17 protein-coding genes are annotated in these 23,495 nt (G+C 59.6%); 8 read left to right on the top strand and 9 right to left on the bottom strand.

Annotated elements, in window-relative coordinates:
- Positions 1–5: 5 nt before the first annotated feature.
- The gene (locus LDN90_RS09570; protein ID WP_223948829.1) at positions 6–1,343 is read right to left on the bottom strand and encodes a sugar ABC transporter substrate-binding protein; all 1,338 of its coding nucleotides are present in this window, start codon (positions 1,341–1,343) and stop codon (positions 6–8) included.
- Between the two features lie 158 nt (positions 1,344–1,501).
- Between LDN90_RS09570 and LDN90_RS09565 the strand changes: the two genes are divergently transcribed.
- The 4 genes from LDN90_RS09565 to LDN90_RS09550 all read left to right on the top strand — a co-directional run bounded on the left by LDN90_RS09565 (position 1,502) and on the right by LDN90_RS09550 (position 6,447).
- Positions 1,502–2,158 carry a TetR/AcrR family transcriptional regulator gene (locus LDN90_RS09565; protein WP_223948828.1) on the top strand — a complete coding sequence of 219 codons (657 nt, stop codon included), beginning with the start codon at positions 1,502–1,504 and terminating at the stop codon, positions 2,156–2,158.
- A gap of 404 nt (positions 2,159–2,562) precedes the next feature.
- Positions 2,563–4,407 (top strand): glycoside hydrolase family 3 N-terminal domain-containing protein, encoded by a 1,845-nt coding sequence (locus LDN90_RS09560; RefSeq protein ID WP_223948827.1) that lies wholly within the window; start codon positions 2,563–2,565, stop codon positions 4,405–4,407.
- Positions 4,408–4,579: 172 nt separating this feature from the next.
- Positions 4,580–4,816, top strand: coding sequence for a hypothetical protein (locus LDN90_RS09555; RefSeq protein WP_223948826.1), 237 nt, complete (start codon positions 4,580–4,582; stop codon positions 4,814–4,816).
- Positions 4,817–5,253: 437 nt separating this feature from the next.
- Complete coding sequence (locus LDN90_RS09550; protein WP_223948825.1) at positions 5,254–6,447, top strand: endo-1,4-beta-xylanase; 1,194 nt, start codon at positions 5,254–5,256, stop codon at positions 6,445–6,447.
- 747 nt (positions 6,448–7,194) lie between these two features.
- On the opposite strand, the gene LDN90_RS09545 is transcribed toward LDN90_RS09550, so the two are convergent.
- The 3 genes from LDN90_RS09545 to LDN90_RS09535 all read right to left on the bottom strand — a co-directional run bounded on the left by LDN90_RS09545 (position 7,195) and on the right by LDN90_RS09535 (position 11,424).
- Positions 7,195–7,389 (bottom strand): hypothetical protein, encoded by a 195-nt coding sequence (locus LDN90_RS09545; protein ID WP_223948824.1) that lies wholly within the window; start codon positions 7,387–7,389, stop codon positions 7,195–7,197.
- Positions 7,390–7,842: 453 nt separating this feature from the next.
- Positions 7,843–9,189, bottom strand: coding sequence for an NAD(P)/FAD-dependent oxidoreductase (locus LDN90_RS09540; protein WP_223948823.1), 1,347 nt, complete (start codon positions 9,187–9,189; stop codon positions 7,843–7,845).
- A 765-nt stretch (positions 9,190–9,954) separates the two neighbouring features.
- Positions 9,955–11,424, bottom strand: a complete 1,470-nt coding sequence (locus LDN90_RS09535; protein ID WP_223948822.1) for an APC family permease — start codon at positions 11,422–11,424, stop codon at positions 9,955–9,957.
- Between the two features lie 643 nt (positions 11,425–12,067).
- Between LDN90_RS09535 and purU the strand changes: the two genes are divergently transcribed.
- From purU to LDN90_RS09520, 3 genes are all read left to right on the top strand, one after another.
- Complete coding sequence (gene purU / locus LDN90_RS09530; protein WP_223948821.1) at positions 12,068–12,931, top strand: formyltetrahydrofolate deformylase; 864 nt, start codon at positions 12,068–12,070, stop codon at positions 12,929–12,931.
- A 55-nt stretch (positions 12,932–12,986) separates the two neighbouring features.
- Entirely contained in the window at positions 12,987–15,461 is a 2,475-nt protein-coding gene (locus LDN90_RS09525) for an FAD-dependent oxidoreductase (RefSeq protein WP_223948820.1), read from the top strand.
- A gap of 113 nt (positions 15,462–15,574) precedes the next feature.
- A complete protein-coding gene (locus LDN90_RS09520) occupies positions 15,575–16,495 on the top strand; it encodes a bifunctional methylenetetrahydrofolate dehydrogenase/methenyltetrahydrofolate cyclohydrolase (protein ID WP_223949271.1) in 921 nt (306 codons plus the stop codon).
- 236 nt (positions 16,496–16,731) lie between these two features.
- On the opposite strand, the gene LDN90_RS09515 is transcribed toward LDN90_RS09520, so the two are convergent.
- From LDN90_RS09515 to LDN90_RS09495, 5 genes are all read right to left on the bottom strand, one after another.
- Complete coding sequence (locus LDN90_RS09515) at positions 16,732–16,947, bottom strand: hypothetical protein (protein WP_223948819.1); 216 nt, start codon at positions 16,945–16,947, stop codon at positions 16,732–16,734.
- Positions 16,935–18,335 (bottom strand): NAD-dependent succinate-semialdehyde dehydrogenase, encoded by a 1,401-nt coding sequence (locus LDN90_RS09510; RefSeq protein ID WP_223948818.1) that lies wholly within the window; start codon positions 18,333–18,335, stop codon positions 16,935–16,937. The genes LDN90_RS09515 and LDN90_RS09510 overlap by 13 nt, the downstream gene beginning before the upstream one ends.
- Before the next feature lie 224 nt (positions 18,336–18,559).
- Positions 18,560–20,128, bottom strand: a complete 1,569-nt coding sequence (locus LDN90_RS09505; protein ID WP_223948817.1) for an aldehyde dehydrogenase family protein — start codon at positions 20,126–20,128, stop codon at positions 18,560–18,562.
- A 62-nt stretch (positions 20,129–20,190) separates the two neighbouring features.
- Positions 20,191–20,541 (bottom strand): cupin domain-containing protein, encoded by a 351-nt coding sequence (locus LDN90_RS09500; RefSeq protein ID WP_223948816.1) that lies wholly within the window; start codon positions 20,539–20,541, stop codon positions 20,191–20,193.
- Positions 20,538–21,809, bottom strand: coding sequence for an NAD(P)/FAD-dependent oxidoreductase (locus LDN90_RS09495; RefSeq protein ID WP_275963989.1), 1,272 nt, complete (start codon positions 21,807–21,809; stop codon positions 20,538–20,540). The genes LDN90_RS09500 and LDN90_RS09495 overlap by 4 nt, the downstream gene beginning before the upstream one ends.
- Before the next feature lie 226 nt (positions 21,810–22,035).
- Between LDN90_RS09495 and pmfR the strand changes: the two genes are divergently transcribed.
- Positions 22,036–23,472 (top strand): transcciptional activator PmfR, encoded by a 1,437-nt coding sequence (gene pmfR, locus LDN90_RS09485; RefSeq protein ID WP_223948815.1) that lies wholly within the window; start codon positions 22,036–22,038, stop codon positions 23,470–23,472.
- The last annotated feature ends 23 nt before the right edge of the window (positions 23,473–23,495 follow it).

Here is a 23,495-nt window from a genome sequence, read left to right as displayed (position 1 = left end):
ACTAGTTAACCAATCTGCTTCTTGCCCTGCGCGAGGGCTTTGTTCAATTCATCCGTGAGCGCCGCGCATGCCTGATCAACGCTCATTTCACCCTTGATGGCTTTCTCGAGGTACGTCTTGAACGTGCTCTGCATCAGGTCCACGGAGATGTAGGGCGAATCGGGCAGGGGCTTCGCATACTGCAGTTCGTTCTGCGCGACCTGGTACGCCTGCTTCTGGAATGGAAGATCCTGCGGCAACTTATCGCTCAGCGACTTCAGCCCCGGAAGGCCCCAACCACTCGCGGCACGCTCCTTGGCCGGCGTGCCGGCCATGTAATACTCCATGAGCTTGAAAGCTGCATCCTTGTTCTTCGCCTTCTCCGGGATCCACCAACCCTGCCCGGAGAACGTCGGCGCGACGCGCGTGTCCCCCATTACAGGTGAAGGAGCCATCCGGACAGTCTGCAGCGCATCGGGGGCGGCGAAGTTGCCGCCATACCAATAGCCATCCTGACTGATCGCCATGCGCTGTGCGGCGAAGGTCGAGTAGTCAGAGCCGTCCGGAAGCGGGTTCAGGGACGTCGGGCCCACCCCTGATTTCCCGAAATCGACGTACCACTGGAAGGCGCGCTTGGCGGCAGCCGAGGTAAAGTCGATTTTGGTCAGGTCCTCGTTGTACAGCTGCCCACCTTGCTGCATTACCATCGCCGACATGGGCTGGGAGAGGGACCAGTCCCATTCGACGCCCAGTCCGAAGGTCCTCGTTGTTGTGCCCTCGGTGACAGTGAGCTTTTTGGCGATGTCCAGGAGGTTGTCGTAGCTGGTTGCCTCGGTGTCACTCAGGTAGGGGACGCCGGCTTTGTCGAAAAGGGCGGTGTTGTACCAGAGTGTCGAGTCCTGGCTCCAGTCTTTGACGATGCCGTAGAGGGGACCTTCGCCGCTCTTGGTGCCGTTCCAGCGGAAGCTGTTGTTGACGGGCTGAAGGTCGTCTTCCTTAAGCACCTCACTCTTCTTCAGGTATGGGGTGAGGTCCGTAGCCAATCCCCGCGCGTTGAAGTTGGCGCTGCCGACGGCGGCGCCGACAGTAATGTCGGGCGGGTTGCCCGAAGCAAGCATGGTGTTCAGTCGGGTCGCATCGAACAGAACCTGGTTGATCTTGATGCCAGGGTTGTTCTTCTCGAACTCGGCAACCTGTTCCGCGCTGAGATCCTTGGCTCCGACCATGACGGTCAAAGTGGTCTCCCCCGACTGGCTGCTGGCGCCACCGCCGCCGGCGGTGCACCCGGCAAGTAGGGCTGTTGCTGCAATGAACGAGCCTGCGACAAAGGTACGCCGCTTGAATGTTGCTGCTGGTTTGGGCATGTCTACCTCCTTGTGACATGGGGCGCCCGGAACCGGGTCGCCTTGGTGATCGTGATCATCATTACACGAAAACGGAACAGTTGCTACAATTTTGTTTAAGAAGTTTCAAAGGACCGGTGTTGTCCAAGGCGCCGGCGATAGTTAGTAAGGTCACTAGCATGAGTGAACAGAAGAGTCCCGGTGCCAGGGGCCCGTATGCGAAGTCGGCGCAGCGATCGAGTGACATCCTCGATGCCGCCGCCACTGTGTTCGCCACGAACGGCTACCATGGCGGTTCATTGCGGGACATCGCACGTGCCCTCAACCTGAGCCTTACCAGCATCGTCCACCATTTTGGGTCCAAGTACGAGCTTCTCGAGGCCGTGCTCGAGCGGGCCGACAGGACCACTTCTGGGAACGAGGAGTTCGACTTCGATGCCGTTTGCGCGGAGCGGGGGGTCGCGTCCGCCACATTGGAGCGGGTGGAGTCAAGCATCGAGCGGCCTGAACTGCTGCGCCTCTTCGCTATTCTGGCAGCGGAATCCTCCACCCCCACGCACCCTGCGCATGATTGGTTTGTCGCCCGTTACCGGCGCAAAACGGAAGAGCTTTCGGCCGCCTTCGCCTACGACCAGGCCGCAGGCAGAATCAACCCGGCCCGGGACCCACACACCCTCAGCCGCCTGCTCATTGGCACGTGGGACGGCATACAGCTGCAATGGCTCATCGACCCGACCGCCGACATGACCAGATCCATGAGGGCGTTCTTTGAATGGGCCCTTCCGGAATCGGTGAAGGATCTCCCCGGCGTTCCGGACCGACCTGCCGCCCGGTAACCTGCCCGATCCTTCTTTACCCCGCTCCAGTGCCGGGTGGTTAGTGCGGCCTTAGCGGAACCATAACTCCGAAAAATGTAACAGTCGTTCCAATTTCGTCGTAAGGTGGGCGATGTCGCTTGTGCTGTCGCGACGACATCGTGACCCCTCAACGAGGAGATCCTTCCATGAGCGGGCCGGAACCGGGCAGCGTGCGTGTGGATCGCCCGCACGGCTCGCAGGGGTAGTGGTGAGTTCGCTGCGGGACGGGTAGTGAAGTCCATTTCCACGATCACTACGGCAAAGACACTGCCGGACGTGCCCTCGCCTTCTCACTAAAAGCGCACTAACTCGCTCCGATCTCGGGGTTCGGCGCGTCTTCGCCGAAACGAAGAATCAAACCGCCCATCCAGGAGAGGATCCACATGACCCACTTAAATCTGGCAACAACACCTGACGGAATCCAGTACCGCGACCTGAACGGGAACGGGATCATGGACCCCTTTGAGGACCCGCGGAGAACACCCGAAGAGCGCACCGAAGACCTTCTCAACCGGCTCTCGTTAGACGAAAAAATCGGCCTCTTGTTTCAGACCGTCATCGAATCAGAACCAGGCGGCTCCTTGCTGGAGACAGCCGGGCACATCAGCAAATCACCAACCTCGGTAGTGGTTCTGGCGAAGAAGATGACCCACTTCAATGTCCACGGACTCGACGACGCACGCGAAGCCGCCCGGTGGAACAACGCCCTGCAAAAACTCGCAGCTCAAACGCCTCACGGAATTCCCGTCACAATCTCCACGGACCCTCGCCACGCATTCGCCGAAAACGTCGGCGTCGGATTTTCCGCAGGCCCGTTTTCGCAATGGCCGGAAGGGCTGGGCCTGGCCGCGATCGATGAACCTGAAACCACCCGCCAGTTCGCCGAGATCGCCCGCGCCGAATACACTGCGGTCGGAATCCGTGCTGCGCTTCACCCGCAAATCGACTTAGCCACCGAGCCCCGATGGGGGCGCCAACTGCAAACTTTCGGTTCCCGCCTCGATCGGGTCATAGTCCATACGGCCGCCTACCTGGATGGCTTCCAAGGCGCCACGCTCGGTCCCGGCAGCGTGTCCTGCACGACTAAACACTTCCCGGGCGGGGGACCGCAAAAGGACGGCGAGGACGCCCACTTCCCCTACGGCCGCGAACAGGTGTACCCGGGCGGCCGATTCGAAGACCATCTGGCACCTTTTAGGACTGCCATCGAGCATGACACCGCGGCAATCATGCCGTACTACGGGATGCCGGTGGGTCTTGAAATAAACGGGCAACCGGCGGAAGAAGTAGGTTTCGGCTACAACCGCCAGATACTTCAGGAACTCCTGCGCGAGGACCTCGGCTTTGAAGGTGTCATTGTGACGGACTGGGAACTCGTCAACGACAACGTTATTGGCGACCAGGTCCTACCCGCCCGGGCCTGGGGAGTAGAACACCTCGACGCCCGGGGCCGCATGTTGAAAATCCTTGAAGCAGGAGCGGACCAGTTCGGCGGCGAAGAATGCGTCGAAATTCTCCGCAGCCTGGTCGATGAAGGTCTCGTAGCGGAATCCCGGATCGACGCTTCGGCTCGACGACTGCTGCTGGTGAAGTTCCGGCTCGGGCTTTTCGACAACCCCTTCGTCGACGAAGATACAGCGGCCCGCGTCGTTGGCAGCCCGCAACACCGTGCCGCGGGCGAGCTGGCGCAATCACGCTCCGTTTGTGTCCTCGAGAACAAGCTCCACGGAACTGAACCGACCCTTCCCGTTGCACCGGGCCAACGTCTCTACATAGAGGGAATCGATCCCGCCATAGCCGGCACGCTCGGAACTATCGTCCCCACGCCGGAGGAAGCAGATCTAGCAATTATCAGAATCACTGCACCATTCGACGCCAGAGACGACCTTTTCCTCGAATCATTTTTTCACCAGGGAGGGCTCGAATTCCGGCCCGGCCTCATCTACCGATTGAACGCGATATCCTCCCGCATACCCCTGATCGTGGATGTCGCCCTTGACCGTGGCGCCATCCTTACCCCGATCTCAACGATCACATCCGCGCTCACGGCCAGTTTTGGAGTATCCGATTCTGCATTATCGCGGGTCCTCAGTGGCGAAATCACACCAGTCGGACGGCTGCCAATCGCACTGCCAATGGCAATGAACGACGTCCGGACCGTCGCTCCGGACACTGGCCTCGCAGCCGATAAATGTCTTTACCCGGCCGGACACAAAGCACCTCTGTAAACAGCTCCCTCGGGGCCACCCACCCGTTCACCCCGACGCCCCACCAGTCCAAGGGCTCTTGACCCCGGCTCCCCTGCAAACCGCTGGATGCTGCATCAAGCTTGGCCCACGTCCGCCGTAGCGCCCCTCGCTTCGCCTCGCACCGCCGCACTCGATGCGGTGAAAGGAACACATGGAAATCACGACCGGAGAGCTGGAACAGCCCGGCATGCTGGAGGTACAGGTCAAGGACGCCTCTGAGGTGGATAACGCTCTGGAAGAGGCGATATCCGTCGTGCAGAAGGCCGCACGCAAGCACCGGATAGGGATCCTCGTGACACGGATCGAGACGGGCAGATATATCGTGCGTGCTCATCCCGCTGTCCCCTTCGGGTTGATCCGCCAGCGACACGACGACGCCAGCAGATAGACCCCAAGGCAATCGGCATACCCGGAAAGCACGTCCGGAACACGGCTGCGCCGACCCCGACGACACAGACAATGGCGGGTTCACAGGTTCCGCGCTGAACCTCGGGAGGCAGATCAGGGGCCTCTTCCTCCGGATCGGGCCCCCTGACCCCCGCGCCTTGCGCAAGAACCCCACGCATGTCTTCAGCGCTTCAAATCAACGTGCGCAGGCAAGCAAACAAAAGAAATTGTTGCACCCGTCACAATTTCGGGTTACCTTTTCACCACCGAAGCAGAACTCGGTGCCGCCGCCTTACCGGGCCGCGGCGGAATAGCACGGCTGCCCCCACCCGGGGTCAGAAACCATCCCAGCGCACCGGAAGCTGGCTCGTATTTCGAGCAGTCACCTTGCGGCCGAACGCGCTGTTGGCAGTCACTTACTCGAAGGAATTCGCCCCAATGAAGACGCGAAAAACTCTAGCCATGCTCGCCACGGTCAGTCTTGGCCTGACGATGTCGGCATTCGCCAGCCAGGCTGCAACCGCCACGACGACGCCAAGCCCAACCTCAGACGCGCTTCCCGCAGTGGGGGCCGAGGGTGGCATAGGCTCGCTCCGGGAGGAGGCCGTGAAGGCTGGCCTCATCATCGGATCCGGTTCAATCAAGGGCATGACATCAACGGCCGATGGCCGGCCCTCGAACTACCTGGCAGAACCTCAGTTCGCGGAGGTGCTGGCCGAGCAGTTCAACAGCCTGTCCCCCGAGAACGACCTGAAGTGGCAATTCGTTGAGCCGCAAGAGGGCATCTTCGACTTCGAGGGCCTGGACCGACTGGCAGCCTTCGGTAAAGCGAACGACATGCAGGTCAAGGGCCACGGCCTGATCTCGGGTTGCTGCAACCCCGATTACCTTGTATCTAAGGTCAATGACCCTGTCGCGTTCCGCGCCGCCATGGTCAATCACTTCAATACGATCATGAAGCGCTACAAGAACAAGATGGACCGCTGGGACGTCGTAACCGAGGCGCTGGAGACGATGGGTGGGGGCCTTCAGCACAACGACTTCTACAACGCCCTCGGCCCAGGCTACATCGCAGACGCGTTCCGGATCGCCCATGATGCGGACCCGAAGGCCAAGCTGTTCCTGAACGAAAACCTTGTGGAATCACTCCCAGGGAAGCGGCAGGAACTGTACGACCTCGTTTCCGGTCTCGTTGCCGACGGGGTGCCGATCAACGGCGTGGCCTTGCAGATGCACGAAACACTCCAGGGGCCTCCGCCCGGAGCCATCACCGAGATGACCAACTTCTTCCACGGGCTGGGACTCGAAGTCTCCATCGCGGAACTGGACGTGCACACATACGACCCCGTCTCCCAAGCAAAGATCTACGGCAACATCGTCACTGAGGCGCTCAACGCCGGCATCAAGGAAATCAGCGTCTGGGGCTTCACGGACAAGCACCTCTACACATGGCTCCCGGGAGCGAAACCGTGCCTGTTCGACGAGAACTACAACCCCAAGCCGGCGTACTTCGCCGTTCGTGATGCCCTGCGGAACTACGTCGAGAAGACGGAACCACTCAAGTACCCGCTCGGCAAACTACCCAAGCAGCATGTCGGCAAACCCTCCAACACCAGCGACTTGCAACTGTAGTCCGAAAATGGACGCGGCAGCTGATTGTGCACCGGCCGCCCGGTGACACCCGTTGTGGTGCGTGGTCGCACTAACGCACCACAACGAGTGTCCTTCCTGCACAGCGGTAGAGCATCCAAGGGGTGACGGCGCCCGGGAAATCTCATCCCCTCGTAGTAGTAAGCCTTCAGTCGAGTCGGCCGGCAGCGAAATGGGAGCTAGGGTCTAGTCGACGCTGGGAACCCACGCCGTGGCCAGGAAATTGGAATCCGTCCGCCGCCATCCAATGACGCTCTCCGGCCCGGGTAGGACTCCCGCCGGGGCTCACCCTGGTAACGCGCAGGTTGGAGAGGTGCGACGACGGTTCTCCGGACTCTCCGAGCTTCAGCCCCGCGCTATGCACACAGTCCCGTGCCGCGGCCAAAGCATAAGTATCAGAGGAAGCGTCTTGGCCAGAAGCCCCCGCCTTGGTTATTTACACCCCAAACTGACGTCAAGGTGGTCTGACGTGGGGCGGACTTGGCTAGCGGCGAGACTCTCATATTTATCAGGGGTCCGACCAGTCAGGATGTGTGCATGCCTACCGAGCGGCTCGAAGTGGACTCATCAAGTCCGTGTTCTTTGGGCTACTTCCCTGTTCGCGGGCCCTGCTCCATCTCATTTTCTTACCATTCGACTGTCGGGATGAGATGGAAGAAGATGATGAGCGGCCGTCCGGGAAACCGAATTCAGTTCGATTCTGACGCCAGCGCCGGCACCGTGACTGTTCTATTCGAAGTTGGTGACGGTACTGGAGTGCACTTCGCCGGTGGCCTGATCGACGTCGAACCGCCGCAGGGTCCCGCGCCCGGCGGCCTCAGCGGTCAGTTGGGCGAGTTTCAGCGCGTTGGCGGCGCGGTCGGACTCCGCCCCTGTCAGATAGCAGTGGTCGATGACGGCGTCCGGGACGATCCTGCCGCCCAATGGCCGGGTTGTTCAGCCTTCCGGACCACCATCGTTGCCGCGCTCGTTCGACCGCGCTGGACCGGCTGGTCTCGACGTCGACCACATCGACTTCCTCGGGAGCTTCGTGCGGCCTAATGGCTAAGAATCGCAGAATATTTGTAAAATGGGATGAGTTCTCTCTAAGTCATCCCTGCATTCGGTGACCGTCAGTAGTGCTAATTGTCGCTACGGCGTGGAGCGCCTTGGCGATGGTTGGTGGGGCGAATGTTGGCTTGAAACACTCGCCGCACGAAACCGTAAGTGGTCCAGTTCAGCCTGCACATGGCTTTGCGGGGGAGCTAACGACTTCGCAGTGCAGGATGCCAGCCGGGGAAGAGCGCCCGGACCTGTCGAGATACGATCCGGGTACTCTTTCCAATGGGAGCCGCAGCGGAAGAGGGCTAGTGCTGGCATTCCCGTCACTGGTCTGCCCTACGGGGTTGGTACTTTCGCCTGCTTCGGAGGATTGGGAATGTGCATGCGCTCGGAGGCCAGCATGAGGTTCGACGCATTTGCTGCCGTGAATGCGGATTCTATTGCACCGTCAATCCACCCGGCCCAGCCGGAGGCCAAGTCTGAATTGGCGAAGTGAATGCGCCCGTGGGGTACTTGAAGATGGTTGGAGTACTTCATGACTTGGCCTGGCCGGTACGCCATCCACGTTCCCAAAGAGAATTCGTCTTTGTTCCAGTCGTGCGAGTCCACCGCGAGGACGGTTGCTTCGGGGAGGAATTGGCGTACGGCATTGGTAACGGCGTCCAGGTCCGTTGCATCAATGTCAGCTTCGGCGCTGGCGAAGCAGCAAAGGTAGGTCCCGTCATCGGTTGTGTATTCCGATGCAATCCATTTGAATGTGGTGTCGATGCCGATGCCGTAGAAGTCCCTTTCCAACTTGGGCACAAGTGCCCAGACTTTCACGGACTGTCCTGCTTGCTTTTCGGTGGCCATGGCACGGTGCGCGTGGGGGAGTTCGGGGACGAAGTTGATTCGTTCCCAGGTGTTGAGGGGGGCGGTTACGATGATGGACCTGGCGAGGATCGTCTGGCCGTCCCGGGTGACGACTCGTACCTGCGTACCCTCATCCGCGATCGATGCCACAACCGTGTTGTAGCGCACCTCGGTTTCAGCTTCGGCGAGGATGTGTTCGATAAGACTCTTCGTTCCCCCGACGAATTTGTCAGTCAGCAGGGTGTACCAGCCCACGGAGCTTCCGAAGCCGCTCACCCAGGAGATGACGTGAAGGGCGGAGAGCTCTTGAGGGTAGGCGCCGAAGTAGAAGGTGGGCCAAGCCAGAAGGAAGTCGCGTGTCTTGGCCGGGACGTTGAGGGCATCAACGTAAGCCGAGTACGGTATGTCCAGGTCTTCCAAACCTGGTTGCCCAAGGGGTGCTTCATAAAAGCGGATGCGGTCTGCGTCCTTGTCGATCTGCACGATGGCGTGCTCCAGCGCGGCCCATTCGTCGGCTGGGATGGGGAAGGCTGTGTTCAGCATCTCACCGTTGAGGCCCCAGCCAAAGTTTGATGCCACGGGGCTTTGGAACGTCTGGACCTTATAGCGTTCCAGCTCCGCCTGTACGAACTTCTGCTGGTCGGGGGCAATCCAGGTGCCGCCGATTTCAACTCCCTGGTCTGTTCCCTGGAACTTCCTGTACCAGGTGCGTCCGCCGAGGCGTTCGCGGCCTTCGAGCACAAGCACGGACTTCCCGTCAGCCCTTGATTCGCGGGCTGCGATTGCACCAGCGAATCCACATCCAACGACAACGACATCAAATGACTCCATTTTGGTCATCTCCTCTTTGTTCTTACTTCAGCGACGAGCCAGCCCGTCAACACACTGTTCACGGCGATTGTTGATCGGACGTGGCAGCCTGGCGGGGTTCCGGCTGGTGGTTTTGAGACCACAGATGGCCTCAACTTTTGGGTTCATAGTTGGCAAACACTCATAGTTAAGTCCGTCTGCCGTTTGGCCGATCTGCGACAGCCTTGCTGCAGCGGCGTGCTGGCTAGTAGTTCGCTGCATCTTCGCGAAACAGGTACACATAGACTGATCTATCTATGACCGAACTTCACGTGTTTCCGCACGCCGAGTTCGATCTCTCGCGGGGCAGGGCCAAGGAACCAGCGTGGCCCACACCCATCCAACAGTGATCTCCTTCAGTAGCTCTCAATGTGATTCACCTTACGCCTAGGCGAGGACCCTTCGAATAGTACGTTTGCAAGAATTTCAGTGCCATATCCGGCATGTGTACCAAGTTCTTCGCAGTTGGGTCCACGGTGGCTTTCTGACCCACCGTACTCAGTGAGGCGCGGTCATACGATGTGACAACTTTGGCCCTTGATGCCGATGTGGAAAAGCGGGACGAGTATCGACACGCGCTTCTATTAGGGCCGCATCCGTGACAGGAGCCTTCTTGGGCACGTCTGGTTGGCTGATTTCTTGTACCTGCGCATGACTGAGGGCCAGGCAAACGCTTGCGCGTCGACACTGGCCCTTCAGCGGGAGGTGTTCGTTGATTTGAGAGGCCTCGAGGGGCAGCTGGCCGGGTTAGGCTCCCTGCCGGCCGATTCGGGCGTAGACCCCGGGGTTCTTTCTGCGATAGATCAGAGCGAGAGCGATACCTGCTATGAGCGAACCATAGAACAACGTCAGAAGTATGCCGGCCAGGACCTCATTGCCCCCGATCAAAAGGGCTATGTTCTGCGTGCCGATCACGGCCACCACGGCAAACCCGATAGCGGCCAGACCTGGGGCCAGCAAGCTCCTCCATACCCCCACCTGATACTGCGGATTCCGGCGGAAGTAGACGATGACAGCAACGCTGGTGAGAAGCATCAGGAGGATCAGCGGATAAGCAGCGATCCCTTCGAGAATGCCGAACAAGGACGTTCCATCTACTCCGGCAATTGCCAGTACCGCGATGAAGACCAGAGCGACAAGACTCGTGGCAAGTGAGGCCACATGGGGGGAACCATGCTTCACGTGGATCCTCCGTAGGGATGCATGGAATACGTGGTCCATGCTCAGGGAGTACATGTACCTGGCACTGATATTGTGCGTGGCAATCATGGCCGCGAAAATGCTGGTGCAAACCAGGGCCAGGACGACATCGAAGGCGATCTTGCCAAGGTAAAGTGCGACAGCCCCGGTGGCGGTTCCGCTCGGGTCTTCTGCAGATGCGGCAACGACGCTGCTTGCCCCCACTCCGGTGATAAGGGCCCAGGCACTGATCGCATACATGGATCCCATGGACAAGATGGAGATGTAAGTTGCCCGCGGAATCGTACGTTCTGGATTGCGCGCCTCTTCGCGGAAGACTGCCGTAGCCTCAAAACCGGCGTAACACATGACGCCCAGCAGAGCAGCCAGGCCCACGTTTCCGGAGAAAATGTTCGACAGCAGGAAAGGCGCGGCGCTCACACCCTCGGGGCCGCCATTGACGAACGAAGCCACGTCGAAGGCAACGATGATGACAACTTCGAAGATCATGAAGACGGTCAATATTTTGGCCGAGAGGGAGATTTCGACGTAACCGAGCACTCCGACGATGGCGATCAAGACGAAGGTGTACACCCACCATTGGATGTCAGGTCCAGAGAACACGTCCGTGACCAACGACTCCAGGGATACGCCACCAAATGCGAACGCGCCTGCGAGGAAAAAGAAGTAAGCCAGAAGGGCCAGGAACGATGCGCCGAGTCCGAGCGGTTTGCCGAGTCCTGCAGTGATATATGCGTAGAACGCACCTGGATTGGACAGGCGCCTGCCCATGCTCGTGAATCCGACAGCGAAGCAAAGCACCAACGCGCACGCCGCCAAGTATGTGACGGGGGTTCCGAGTTGATTCCCGGAGCCGATGATGAAGGGTATCAGGCCCACGAAGACAGTAAGAGGCGCATTGAAGGCCAGGACGGTGAAGACAATCCCCGATGTTGTCAGATTGCCGGTAAGCCGTTTCGTCGCCACTTCCCCAGGCGGCGATTCAGGGATTTCTTTCTGTTCATTCACAGTTGTCATTTCTATGCTCCAAAAATTATGGCCGGGGTAAGCCGGGCCTTGCTGCGGAGGGAATGCAGTCGATGCCGGCATGGCCGGCCGGGCTGCGTCTCGACATGTTGTGTGCGCTGCCTACCCGTACGCTCCTCAGGATCAGCTGATGCTCGTGTTCTCTAGGTCGGCACCGACGCCGTTAGTGGTGTACCGGCTGATCGAATGTGCGCTGGGTCTCATTTCTTACATCAAGAACACCACCTGACCTACAGCAGACCAATAGTGGCAAGTTACATATCTTTGATTTTTTTCATACGGATGTCTAAGGCTAGCCGTGCGTTACGGCAGACCTGGTTCAGGCCACGGGTTTGGGACTTCGGCGCTGGGACATGGGAACGATCCCAGAGTGAAGGGCTCGTGTGTCGAGGCTGGATGGCTCCAACATTTCTTTGCCACGGGCTCACCCCCTCCACTAAATCGACGGATCCGGCATTGATATGAAAAGGATGATCTTTTGTGGCATTTTCAGCATCGCTGCAGTGGTCTTGCTCGCGTAAGTTCGAGTCTGTTCAGCTACCGGATATGGCTTGTCTATCCGATGCTCTCTTGCCAATTACCCGAGGGCGCTTCCTGGCCGCCCAGGTGCGCACCGAAATCCTCTAGGAGTACTGTGGAGCACGTCACCACCCGCGAAGTGATTCTTTCCCTCAGCTGCCAAGACACCGTGGGCATCGTCCACGCCGTCTCAGGCTTCCTGGTCGAACACGGTTGCAACATTCTCGCCAGCCAGCAGTTCGATGACTCGTCCATCAACCGGTTCTTCATGCGCGTCCAAGCTACCTACCCTTCCGAGGTCGCCGTTGGTGAGCTGAAGGCGGCCTTCCAGACGACGGCGGACAAGTTCGGCATGAACTGGACCATGTCCGACGCAGCCGACCGGCCCCGGGTCGCACTCCTTGTCTCCAAGGCTGAACATTGCCTGAACGACTTGCTGTTCCGGTGGCGGTCCGGGCAACTCAAAGTCGATTTCCCTTTCATCGCTTCCAACCACCAAACACTCCAACCCGTGGCCGAAGCGCACGGTATCCCCTTCTTCCACATCCCTGTGACACCCGAGACCAAAGAGGCAGCAGAAGAAAAGCTTCTTGCCTTGATCGCCGAACATCAGGTCGATCTGACCGTCCTGGCCCGTTATATGCAGGTCCTCAGCGATGACCTCTGCAGCGAACTTGCTGGCAAGGCCATCAACATCCATCACTCTTTTCTTCCCGGCTTCAAGGGTGCCAAGCCCTATCACCAGGCGTTCGACCGCGGCGTGAAACTGGTCGGCGCCACCGCTCATTACGTGACCGCCGAGCTTGATGAAGGGCCCATCATCGAGCAGGAAGTGCTTCGGGTTGGACATGACTACAGCCCGGCGCAACTGGCAGTCACCGGACAAGATGCTGAACGGCTAGCCCTGGCACGTGCCGTGCAATGGCATGCCGAACAACGGGTGCTGCTGAACGGCAACCGCACTGTCGTTTTCAACTAACAAATCACCCTTGCGCCCCTCGCGGTGCACCGATCAAACAGAAGTGAGAATTCCTATGGACCGCCTCGTCGACCGCTCCATCAGCGCCAAAGCCTTCACCGAGACCTCCCGCGATCCGCTTCCGCCCCGGGTCCGGACCGTCATCGTGGGAGGTGGGATTGTAGGAAGCAGCATCGCCTACCACCTGGCTGCTGCGGGCGAGAGCGACATTCTCTTACTTGAAGGCAATGTTCTCGGCAGCGGCACCTCCTGGCACGCGGCAGGCCTCGTAACCGGCGCCCGAGGATCATCCACAATGACCAAGCTCTCAAAGTACGGCTTGGAGTTTTACACCCAGTTGGAGCAGATGTCCGGGATTGACGTGTCCTTCCAACGGTCCGGTTCCCTCAGCGTCGCCCGCACGCCCGGCCGCGTCGATGAACTCCTCTACGCCAAGGACGTAGCTGAACAGCAAGGCGTCCGCACGGAGTGGCTCACAGAAGACCGTTTCCATGAGGTGTGGCCGTTGGCCAGCCACGCAGGCGTCCTGGGTGCGCTTCTGCTGCCGGATGACGGACACATCAACCCGGGCTACGCCACCATAGCCTTCGCCAAGCTTGCCCATCAGTTGGGCGCCCAGATCCGTGAGAGTGTCACGGTCGAGAAGATCCTGCGTGAGAACAACAAGATTGTTGGCGTCCTCACTGACCAGGGCGCCGTCCACTGTGATCGTGTGGTCCTCGCCTGTGGCTTGTGGACCCGGGATTTGGCCGCAACAGCTGGCGTTCACGTGCCGCTGTACGCAGCCGAGCATGTACACGTCAGGACCGGGCAGATCGATGGAGCAGCGCCGCAGCTGCCGGTATTCCGGGACCTGGACAGCAGCTACTATTTGCGCCATGAACAAGGCCGGCTGCTGGTAGGTGCTTTTGAACCCGACGGGCTACCCCGCCCGGTCGAGGATATCTCCACAGCAGGCTTTGCCGAATTCGACGCCAACTGGAACCACTTCGCTCCCATCCGGGCGAGGGCTGAAACCACGGTGCCCGCCCTGGCGACAGCTGGCTATGACCGCTTTCTCAACGCTCCCGAGAGTTTCACCCCCGATGCAAATTTCGCCCTCGGAGAGACCGCTGAGGTATCGAATCTGTATGTCGCAGCCGGTTTCAATTCCCAAGGCATCATTTATGCCCCCGGCGTAGGCAAGGAACTCGCAGAGTGGATTATCTCAGGGACGCCCCGTTTCGATTCATCCAGCGTAGACGTGCAGCGGTTTTCCCGGCACCAGAATAGCCGTAGGTACCTCAAAGCCCGCACCAAGGAAGGGCTTGGTCGGCTCTATGCCATGCACTGGCCAAACCTTCAAATGGACACAGCTAGGAACGTACGCCGCACTCCCCTGCACTCCAGGCTGGCCGAACTCGGAGCATGCTTTGGCGAGGTCAACGGTGGGGAACGCGCCAACTGGTACGGAGACCCCGGCACGTATCCAGCCTACGACTATAGCTACGGCCGCCCTGGCTGGTTCTCCCGCGTCGCGGAGGAACACAAAGCCGCCCGCGAAGGAGTCGTGCTCTTTGACCTGAGCCCCTTCGCAAAATTCGAGGTGGCCGGGCCTGACGCGCTGGCTGTATGCCAGCAAGCCTCTACCGCCGACGTCGACGTTGAGGTGAACAAGGCGGTCTACACCCTGTTCCTCAACGACGCTGCAGGAATCGAGCTCGACGGCACCATCACGCGCCTCGAAGAGGAACGCTTTCTCGTTGTCACTCCCTCCTTTACACAGCAAAAGACCCTTGCCTATCTGAAGCGACTGGCCAAGGGCCGGGCCGCCTCGGTGTTCGACTGCACAGCAGGCCTGGCCACGATCGGAGTCATGGGACCGAAAAGCCGGGAACTGCTTTCCCGGATTTCACCGGAGGACTGGTCCGACGACGCCCAAGGATACACCCATGGCCGGACCGTTGAAATTGCCGACGGCTACGCCTACAGCCTGCGGGTCAGCTTCGTAGGTGAACTCGGCTACGAGCTGTACCCCAGTGCTGATCTTGCAGTGAACATTTTCGATGCCCTCTGGGACGCCGGCCAGGACTTGGGCATCCGTCTGGCCGGATACCACGCCCTCGATTCGCTCCGAAGCGAAAAGGGATTCAGGCACCTTGGACACGACATCGGCCCCATTGACGATCCCTACTCGGCCGGTCTTCGCTTCACCGTTGCCCTGGATAAACCCGGCGGCTTCGTTGGCAAAGAGGCGCTGCTGAAACTCGACCCCGCCACACCCGAGCATCGCACCGTGTATCTTGCCATCGACGATCCCGAACCGGTCTTTGTTCACGACGAAACCGTCTATTGCAACAACATCCCCGTCGGCCGGATGACCAGCGGAAGCTACGGCCACACACTTGGCCGTGCGGTAGGCATTGCAGCAATCGACCCCGAAACGGACCTTACCGGTTCATTCGAAGTCCAATGCAAAGGCCGACTGTACCCGGCCACCGTCTCGCGCCGTCCGTTCTATGACCCCAAGGGTGAACGTCTGCGCGGCTGACACCCGAGGCAGTCCGCAGTTCCCCTCAGGGAGCTGCGGACTCCCCCTTCAAGGGCCCGGACAGCGGAGCCCTATGAGCCACACGAAAGGACTGACCATTGTCAGAGAATCTGATGGAACGTGAAACATCCGTTGCCCCGCGCGGCACGGGCCGCCTTCTCGACGGCAAAGCAACCGCAGCAAGCATCAAGGCAGAACTGGCCGGATGCGTCGCTGCGCTCAAAGACGCCGGCATCGCTGTCGGGCTAGGCACCGTTCTGGTCGGAGACGACCCGGCAAGCCACTCCTACGTAGCCGGAAAGCATCGCGATTGCGCTGAGGTCGGGATCGAATCCATCCGCCGGGATCTTCCTGCCGACATTTCACAAGAAGACCTCGAAGCAGTCCTGTTAGAGCTCAATGAGGACCCTGCCACCACCGGGTATATCGTCCAGCTTCCCTTGCCGGCACACATCGACCAGAACGCCGTCCTGGAAAAGATCGCCCCCAACAAAGACGCCGACGGGCTGCACCCAACCAACCTGGGCCGACTCGTACTGAACGTCGGAGAAACCATCGATTCACCCCTCCCCTGCACACCGAGCGCCATTGTCGAGCTGCTCGAACGGTACAACATTGCCCTGACCGGGATGGAAGTGCTCGTGATCGGGCGCGGCGTAACTGTCGGACGGCCCTTGGGCCTGTTGCTGACACGTCGTGCCATCAACGCCACTGTGACCTTGGCACATACGGGCTCAACTGACTTGGGCAGACTGATCGCCCGCGCGGATGTTGTCATTGCCGCAGCGGGCGTGCCCGCTATCGTCAAGACCCCCCAGCTCAAGCCAGGAGCGATTGTTCTGGACGTGGGAGTGTCTCGGAGCGTTGACGGGGCCACCGGTAAGTCCAGGCTGCAAGGTGATGTCGAGACGGGCGCCGAAGCGGTCGCCAGCTGGTACTCACCGAATCCCGGTGGTGTTGGTCCCATGACCCGGGCCATGCTCCTCGTCAATGTCGTGGACATAGCCGCACGAACAACTCGGAACGGACAGTAAACCAGAAGGGATTCGTCGTCGGCAGGCGAAGCTCGCAACAAAGCTCACCCACATGAACCCTGCGCAAGCCCACGACGAACAGCGACGGCTCAAGAAAATTGAGGTCGTCGCAACAGATGCCCCGCCCCTTAGGGAGCGGGGCATCTCTCGTCTCTGCCCGAGCCTGCTGCTGTGAAGAGGCGTTTAAACCGCTGCAGCGCCGGCCGTTCCAAGGCCGGCGCTGCAGGTTCGGACAATCAGATTGCGTAGAGGGTCAAGGGATCGTCTCGCAGGTGCAGCGACCGCGACCCCGGTTCGTTGCGGAGCCAGATAATGCTTCCCTCCTCAAAAAGCGTATCCACGAGTGCACGGGAGACTTGGCCATCACCGTTATCCACTTGAACCGGTTGACCCGGGCTGAGGTCCGTCCAGTCGGAGATCTCGTTGACCAACGGGCGGTTCACTGTGCCCATTTCTTCCCCTTCGTCCCGGTCGTGTCAGGGCCGATCCAGACGGTCTTCATGTTGGTGAATTCGCGGATGCCTTGGCGGCCGAGTTCGCGTCCATACCCCGATTTCTTGATGCCACCAAAAGGAAGACGCGGGTCAGAGACCACCATTCCGTTGACGAAAACCGCTCCGGCATCCAGTCGGCGCACGACTGCCTTTGCTCTGTCCGTGTCTCGGGTCCACAAGGAAGCGGCCAGTCCGAACTCGGTCTGGTTGGCCAGGGCGATTGCTTCTTCGGTGGACGAGACGCGGGTGATAGCAGCTACCGGGCCAAAGGTCTCTTCGTCAAAGGCGGCGTGCCCCGGAATGACCCGGTCGATGATCGTTGGCGGGTAAAAATACCCGGGGCCCTCAGGCAGTTCTCCACCCAGCAGAAGCCGTCCTCCTGCCTCCATGGTGCGCTGGACCTGATCGTGAAGTGTGGCGCGCAGGTTTTCTCGGGCCATGGGTCCCATGTCGGTGGCAGGGTCCAACGGATCGCCAAGGATAAGTTCCCGAGTCTGGATCACGAACTCGGCAACGAACTCGTCGGCGATCTCTTCATCGACGATGAAGCGTTTGGCGTTGATGCATGCCTGTCCCGCGTTGGTGAAGCGGGCCCTAACAGCGGTCCGTGCGGCGTCCTTGATATCCGCATCGGATAAAACGATGAACGGATCGGACCCACCGAGCTCCAGGACCTGTTTCTTGAGGGCCGCTCCGGCCTGGGAAGCGACGATGGCGCCGACTTGAGTGGAACCGGTGAGCGCGACCGCGGCGATCCTGTCGTCAGCGATAATAGCAGCGACCTTCTCTGGTTCGATCAGGACCGTGGCACAAAGACCAGGGGCCAAACCCGCCTTGTCGAGAATGTCCTGTACGGCCAACGCTGAACGGGGCACGTTGTTCGCATGCTTGAGGATCGCGCCGTTCCCGGCCACTAGCGCCGGGAGCGCGAAGCGGAAGAACTGCCAGAAAGGATAGTTCCATGGCATGATGGCCAGCACGACGCCCAGCGGCTCGTAGACCACACCGCTTTCCTTGACGTCGGCGTCTATGCTTTCGAAATCCAAGAAGCTGACGGCGTTTTGGGCGTAGAAGTCCGCGGCGACGGCGGACTTTTCAATCTCGGCCCGAGCCTCGGAAATAGGCTTGCCCATCTCCAGCGTGATCAGGTGCGCGTATTCGTTGACGTTTTCACGCAGGATCTTGGCTGTGTTCCGGAGGATCTGTACGCGATCCTCAACGGGCACCAGCCGCCAGGCCTTCTGCGCGTCAAAGGCGGCAGTAAGGATCCCGTCGATCTGGAAGTATGAGTGCGTATCGAACGTTTGAAGTTGTTTGCCCGTAGCCGGGTTGATCGTGGAGATCATGGGATTCTTCCTTTGGGAAAGGGGATAAACGTCCCGGTGTTGAACCAGTCCGGGCAGCCGTGGGGAAAGTACTGCCGCCGTGTTCTGAATAGGAATTCCAGTCAAGACACGGCGGCAGGAGGTTCTGGATTCACCAGCACCGTTGCACCTGGAAGGTCATCCATCCAGTCCTGTCAACAAGTTTGAAAACTTGTTGTCGTCCGATGACCTCACTTGTTGCGGGGTCAGGCTCCAGCGGCTACGTAGCTGTGGGAGTTCTGGACGGCAGCTTCTTCGCTGCCCTGTGCACCATGCCAGGCTTCCTTGTCCTTATAGGGGAACCACCAGAAGTCGTGGCTGGAAGCTGCCGGATCGATCATGACGAGTTTTGTGTGACGGAAGGTGTCGAGCCCTTCGGCGCCCAGCTGGCGGCCAATGCCGGACATTTTGCGGCCACCGAAGGGTCCTGCATCGTTGTCGAGGATCGGCGCGTTGACCCACACCATGCCGCTAACGATTTCGTTGGTGGCTCGGGTGATCTCTTCGATGTCCTTGGAGTATAAGGTAGCGCCGAGACCGAAAGGCGAGTCGTTGGCGATCTTCAAGGCCTCTTCGAAGCTTGAGACCTTATAGACCGGAGCAACGGGTCCGAACACCTCGGTGGTGAAGATGTCCATGTCCGGGCGCAGGCCCTCCAGCACTGTGGGCGCGTAGAAGAACCCGTCCTGCAGCTCCCCGCCGAGGTTCAACCTGTTTCCGCCGATGGTGACGGCGGCGCCTTGCTCAACGGCCCGGGCGACCAGCTGCTCTACGCGGGCAACCTCACGTGCGTTTTCCATCGGGCCGAAATCGACCTTGTCGAGGCCGTGGCCGATCCGCAACCGCTTCACGTTAGCGACAAACGTTTCCATGAACTGGTCGTAAACGTCCTCATGGACAAGGATCTTCTCGGCAGAGGTGCACACCTGGCCGGCGTTGAAGAAGGACGCAAAGGTAGCCGCGCGGGCTGCCACGTCAATAGGGGCAGACGGCATAACCAGGAAAGCATCACTGCCCGAAGCTTCAATCAGATGCGGCTTGAAGTGCTCAGCACAGGCCCGTGAAACAGCCTGGCCGGTCGCTACACTTCCGGTGAAGGCAATCATGTGGGTGTTCTTGTGGGAGACGAGCTGCTTCGCCGTGTCGGCACCACCGGAGACACACTGGACCAACCCAGTAGGCAGGTTCCGGAAGACCCGCATGAAGGAAAGAGTCGTCAGGGAGGCGTTTTCCGAGGGTTTGACGATCACAGAGTTGCCCGCTGCCAAGGCAGCTGCCGCGGACCACATCAGCAACAGAATGGGGAAGTTCGCAGGAAGGATGCTCACCACCGTGCCCATGGGCTCCTTCAAGGTGTAGTGGGTCTGGCCGACAACAGAGGTGCCCAGAACCGAACCAATCGAGTGCCGACCGAGTTCTGCGTAATAGTCCACTGCAGAACCCGACCAAGCCATTTCGTCAGAGCTTTCCTTATACGGCTTGCCCGTTTCACGGGTCAGCAGTTCAGCAATTTCGGGTGCGAGCTTCTTCATCTCCGCTGCCACTTTGTGCAGCATCTCGGCACGATCCAGTGCCGTATAGGCGTACCATGCCTTCTGCGCAGCGTTGGCGGTAGCAACGACGGCTTCAATGTCGTCGTGGCCGACCTCAGCCATTTGGCCAATGACTCTATTGTTGGAAGGGTCCACGACATCGCGGCCCTGCGATACGGGGATGTACTCTCCGTTATGGAAGAAGGTGTTGCTAACTCGAGCGAATTCGAGATTGGCATTCATGAGTGGTTCCTTACATTGTTCATTGGTATAGGCAAAGAGTGGTTGGGGCGCTGCCGGCGGCTCTACTGTGCCCGGACGATCGAGTAGGACTTGACGAGCTCTGTTTGCACGCTCCAGCGGCCCGCCCAGCCTTCAGGGAGAGCCACAATTGTCCCCGCCCGCAGGTTGGTTTCGTGCCCTTGGTCATCGATAGGTTGACCCTGGCCGTCAACGATGTGAATGAACTCTCTGTAGCCAGTCAGCTTGGTGGTGAATTCACCAGGAGTGACCTTCCAAAGGCCGGCTTCCGTGCCAGGGTCGCCGTACAGGACCAGAGTGCTTGCCGAAGGGGCACCGGAGAGGACGCGCTCCGGGCTTATAGGCACCTGCTCGGGCCACTGGATATCGTCTGTAGTTGCTACGGCCGCGTTCATGCGCTGGCCGCCTCAATTTTGAGACCCTGGACAGCATTCCTGATCCTGACCGCCGCTCGTTCGCCGCTGCGGAGTGCGCCTTCCATCAGGCCGGTGAAGTCAGGATCAGCGTACTCGCCGGCGAAGAGGAGGTTGCCTACCGGGCGTTCCAGTTCTTCCGAATCAGTTCTTCCTCCGCCTGGGGCGAAAGCTGCATAAGCGCCGCGGGCGAGAGGATCGTTGCGCCAAACCGTGGCGACGGCGTCACTCTCACTGAAGTCCAGTTCCGGGCGAATGTGCCGTGCATGGGTTATCCACGCGTTGAAATCCCCGTCGCCTTGTGCCCGGTCCAAAGCGCCGGGAGAGCCCATAAAGGAATTGAGCACAGGAGTGACCGAACCGGTATTGTCCTGCGCAGTCCATGTCCAGAAGCGGCCGTTCGTTGACATCACCGCGCTCGTTGCCGGGACGGATCGCAGCGGGAGGTGAAGCTTGGCCGCATCCCCTTGCAGTACCCGGTTCAGTGCGCTGGTCTTCCATTCCGGAACCGACAGGGCAAGAGTCGCTTGGTCCCGCGCGATGGACAATGGGAGCGCTACGACGGCGGCGTCGAAAGTCGCGCTGCCTGCCGATGTTTCCACGAGGACTTCTTCGCCGAGGTCTGTAACCGCGTGAATGGTTTCCCGGTAGTGCACCGAGTCGCCGAGACGGGCAGCCAAGGCTTTAGGAAGCTCCTGGTTTCCGCCGCTGATCCTCCAACTCGGACGCGGCTCGAAGGATGCAATGTGCTCAAGAGTGTCAGCGCTGACGTGATCTGCCGCGACAGCGGTGGAGATTTCGATACGAGCGCGAAGTGCATCCACGAGCCGATCATCGCAGTCCAAACGTTGCAGGACCTTTTCTGCGGATGGTGGTGAGGGGTAGGTTCGGGCGATGGCGGCAGCTGCTCGGCCTGCTTCTACCACGTCTTGCGTGCTGATGTCGGGGGTGTCCGCCAGAGCACGAACGTAGTAGCTCATGCCGGTGTCAACCAGGGACAAGCCGGTCAAATCAAGCAGGCGCCGCATCGTCGTGTAACCATGCAATACGAACTCGGCGCCCCGTTCGATAACGCAGGGTTCTTCGCGCCCGGCCGTGATTGATTCTGACCAGACGCGCCCCCCGGACCTGTCCCTGGCCTCAAGAACGGTCACATCGAAGCCATCGGCTCTTAGCTGCGTAGCAGCTGCCAAGCCTGCAAGTCCAGCTCCCAAAACCGCGATGCGGGAACCCTGACGAAGGGTGCTCATGATGCAACGTTCATCGTGTGGACCAAAGCCGTTCGCGCTTGGCCACCGATTCGCCATACTGCGGTCCGCTGCATGGAGAAAGGTGCAGTATCTGGTGACATGTCGGAGCCATCTCCTTTGACGATTCTATTTATTGTGTGACTCACACTAGTAACCGCAACGCAAGAGAAGTATGGTACAGACGTAAGAAATTTGATGCTTATTAGTGTTGCAGTAAGGTTTTTGCATGGAACAGTCAGTGTTGACCGTCAACGATCTCGTTAGCACTCAAAGCTTGGGCACCCGCGTACTGGCCGGAGCCGCCGGCTTGGAACGCCAGGTTCTCTGGGCGCATAGCTGCGAACTTAACGACCCGGCAAGGTGGCTCGGTCCGCATGAATTGCTGATGACCGTCGGGCTCTGCGTCCCGCATGGTGCCAAGGAGCAGAGCACCTTCATTCAAAGACTCAATGAATCCGGGCTGGCAGGCGTCGCACTAGGTGACCACCCCAGCCTGCCCCCGTTGACACAAGAACTCCTCGACGAGGCCGACAGATTAGGATTCCCGGTCCTGCTGACAAACGAGGAAACACCGTTTGCCGCGATAGGGCGCACGGTTGCAGCCGCCACGGCCACCACCCAGACACTCCAGGTCCTCAAGCTGAGCAAGCTCTACCAGCTCTCGACCTATGCCCATGCGGACCCAGAACGCCTGATGGACGACCTGCAGGCACTCTTTAGGTCCAGGCTCACCGTACTTGACACCCAGACCGGATTGACGATCATACAAGGACCACCATTGCCCACGCTGACATCAACGGCACGGCAACGCTCTTATACACTTCCTGGTGAGCGTGGCGTGAAGTTAGTAGTTGCAGAATTCCCCGGGGAAGAGGTCAGCAGCTTCCTGCTCATTCACATCCTGCAGGTCGTTGACGTAGCCGTAAGTCAACTTTTGACCACAATCCGGGAAAGGGCCGATCGCTCTAAGGTCATGCTTGAGGCGATTCTGGAAGGACGGATACCTGAGAATATCGACGACGTCCTCAAACCGAATGCGATGGCGGAGGGATACAAACTAATAGCCATCAAGACCGAAGACGGTCCGAAAACAGCGAGGGCAGTCTCGATTGCTGCCCTGCCTGTACTCGCGGGAACAGGGCGGCACTCCTATTTCCTAATGGTGCCGGAACCGGCCCTTCCGGATATACGCAAACTTCTCGAAGATCTCGGGATCCGCGCCGCAGCATCCTCGACATACCTGGACATCCGAGATGCAAAAGTCGCAGCCGAGGAAGCACACAAAGTCCTGTCCTCCGGCGGGACGAACGACAACTGGGTCGACTTCACCGGCGTACCTGTATCGCTTCTGGCAAGATCCAGGAAAGAAGCAGACAGTATTGTCCGGCAGGTACTCGGAAGCCTTGCAGACCTGGACCCGAAAACGACGGCCCTAAGGGAGACCCTCTTTAGCTTCCTGAAGAATGACCGCCGCTGGAACGAAACTGCCGCTGAGCTGGGCATCCATCGACAGACACTGTCTTACAGGCTTGCCAAAATAAAAGAGACAACGGGGCGGGACACCTCTACCTCTGCAGACTTCGCTGCCCTTTGGCTGGCCTACCAAGCATGGCTTTCCTACCCACCAAGCGCTGCACAACAACGACCAGCGCTTCGCCGGTAAAGGCCCCAGCTACTGCGATCGCC

Origin of the sequence: Arthrobacter sp. NtRootA1 (assembly GCF_019976975.1) — a bacterium.
Lineage (GTDB): Bacteria > Actinomycetota > Actinomycetes > Actinomycetales > Micrococcaceae > Arthrobacter > Arthrobacter aromaticivorans.
Note: the sequence above shows the minus strand (reverse complement) of the source record. Positions and strands in the feature narration are given on the sequence as shown.

Coding starts and splice junctions, on each gene's coding strand:
- LDN90_RS09535 (WP_223948822.1), bottom strand. CDS start 11,424: ATGACAACTGTGAATGAACAGAAAGAAATCCCTGAATCGCCGCCTGGG.
- LDN90_RS09500 (WP_223948816.1), bottom strand. CDS start 20,541: ATGAACGCGGCCGTAGCAACTACAGACGATATCCAGTGGCCCGAGCAG.
- LDN90_RS09555 (WP_223948826.1), top strand. CDS start 4,580: ATGGAAATCACGACCGGAGAGCTGGAACAGCCCGGCATGCTGGAGGTA.
- LDN90_RS09570 (WP_223948829.1), bottom strand. CDS start 1,343: ATGCCCAAACCAGCAGCAACATTCAAGCGGCGTACCTTTGTCGCAGGC.
- LDN90_RS09505 (WP_223948817.1), bottom strand. CDS start 20,128: ATGAATGCCAATCTCGAATTCGCTCGAGTTAGCAACACCTTCTTCCAT.
- LDN90_RS09525 (WP_223948820.1), top strand. CDS start 12,987: ATGGACCGCCTCGTCGACCGCTCCATCAGCGCCAAAGCCTTCACCGAG.
- pmfR (WP_223948815.1), top strand. CDS start 22,036: ATGGAACAGTCAGTGTTGACCGTCAACGATCTCGTTAGCACTCAAAGC.
- LDN90_RS09495 (WP_275963989.1), bottom strand. CDS start 21,809: ATGAGCACCCTTCGTCAGGGTTCCCGCATCGCGGTTTTGGGAGCTGGA.
- LDN90_RS09550 (WP_223948825.1), top strand. CDS start 5,254: ATGAAGACGCGAAAAACTCTAGCCATGCTCGCCACGGTCAGTCTTGGC.
- LDN90_RS09520 (WP_223949271.1), top strand. CDS start 15,575: ATGGAACGTGAAACATCCGTTGCCCCGCGCGGCACGGGCCGCCTTCTC.
- LDN90_RS09540 (WP_223948823.1), bottom strand. CDS start 9,189: ATGGAGTCATTTGATGTCGTTGTCGTTGGATGTGGATTCGCTGGTGCA.
- LDN90_RS09510 (WP_223948818.1), bottom strand. CDS start 18,335: ATGATCTCCACGATCAACCCGGCTACGGGCAAACAACTTCAAACGTTC.
- LDN90_RS09565 (WP_223948828.1), top strand. CDS start 1,502: ATGAGTGAACAGAAGAGTCCCGGTGCCAGGGGCCCGTATGCGAAGTCG.
- LDN90_RS09560 (WP_223948827.1), top strand. CDS start 2,563: ATGACCCACTTAAATCTGGCAACAACACCTGACGGAATCCAGTACCGC.
- LDN90_RS09515 (WP_223948819.1), bottom strand. CDS start 16,947: ATGGGCACAGTGAACCGCCCGTTGGTCAACGAGATCTCCGACTGGACG.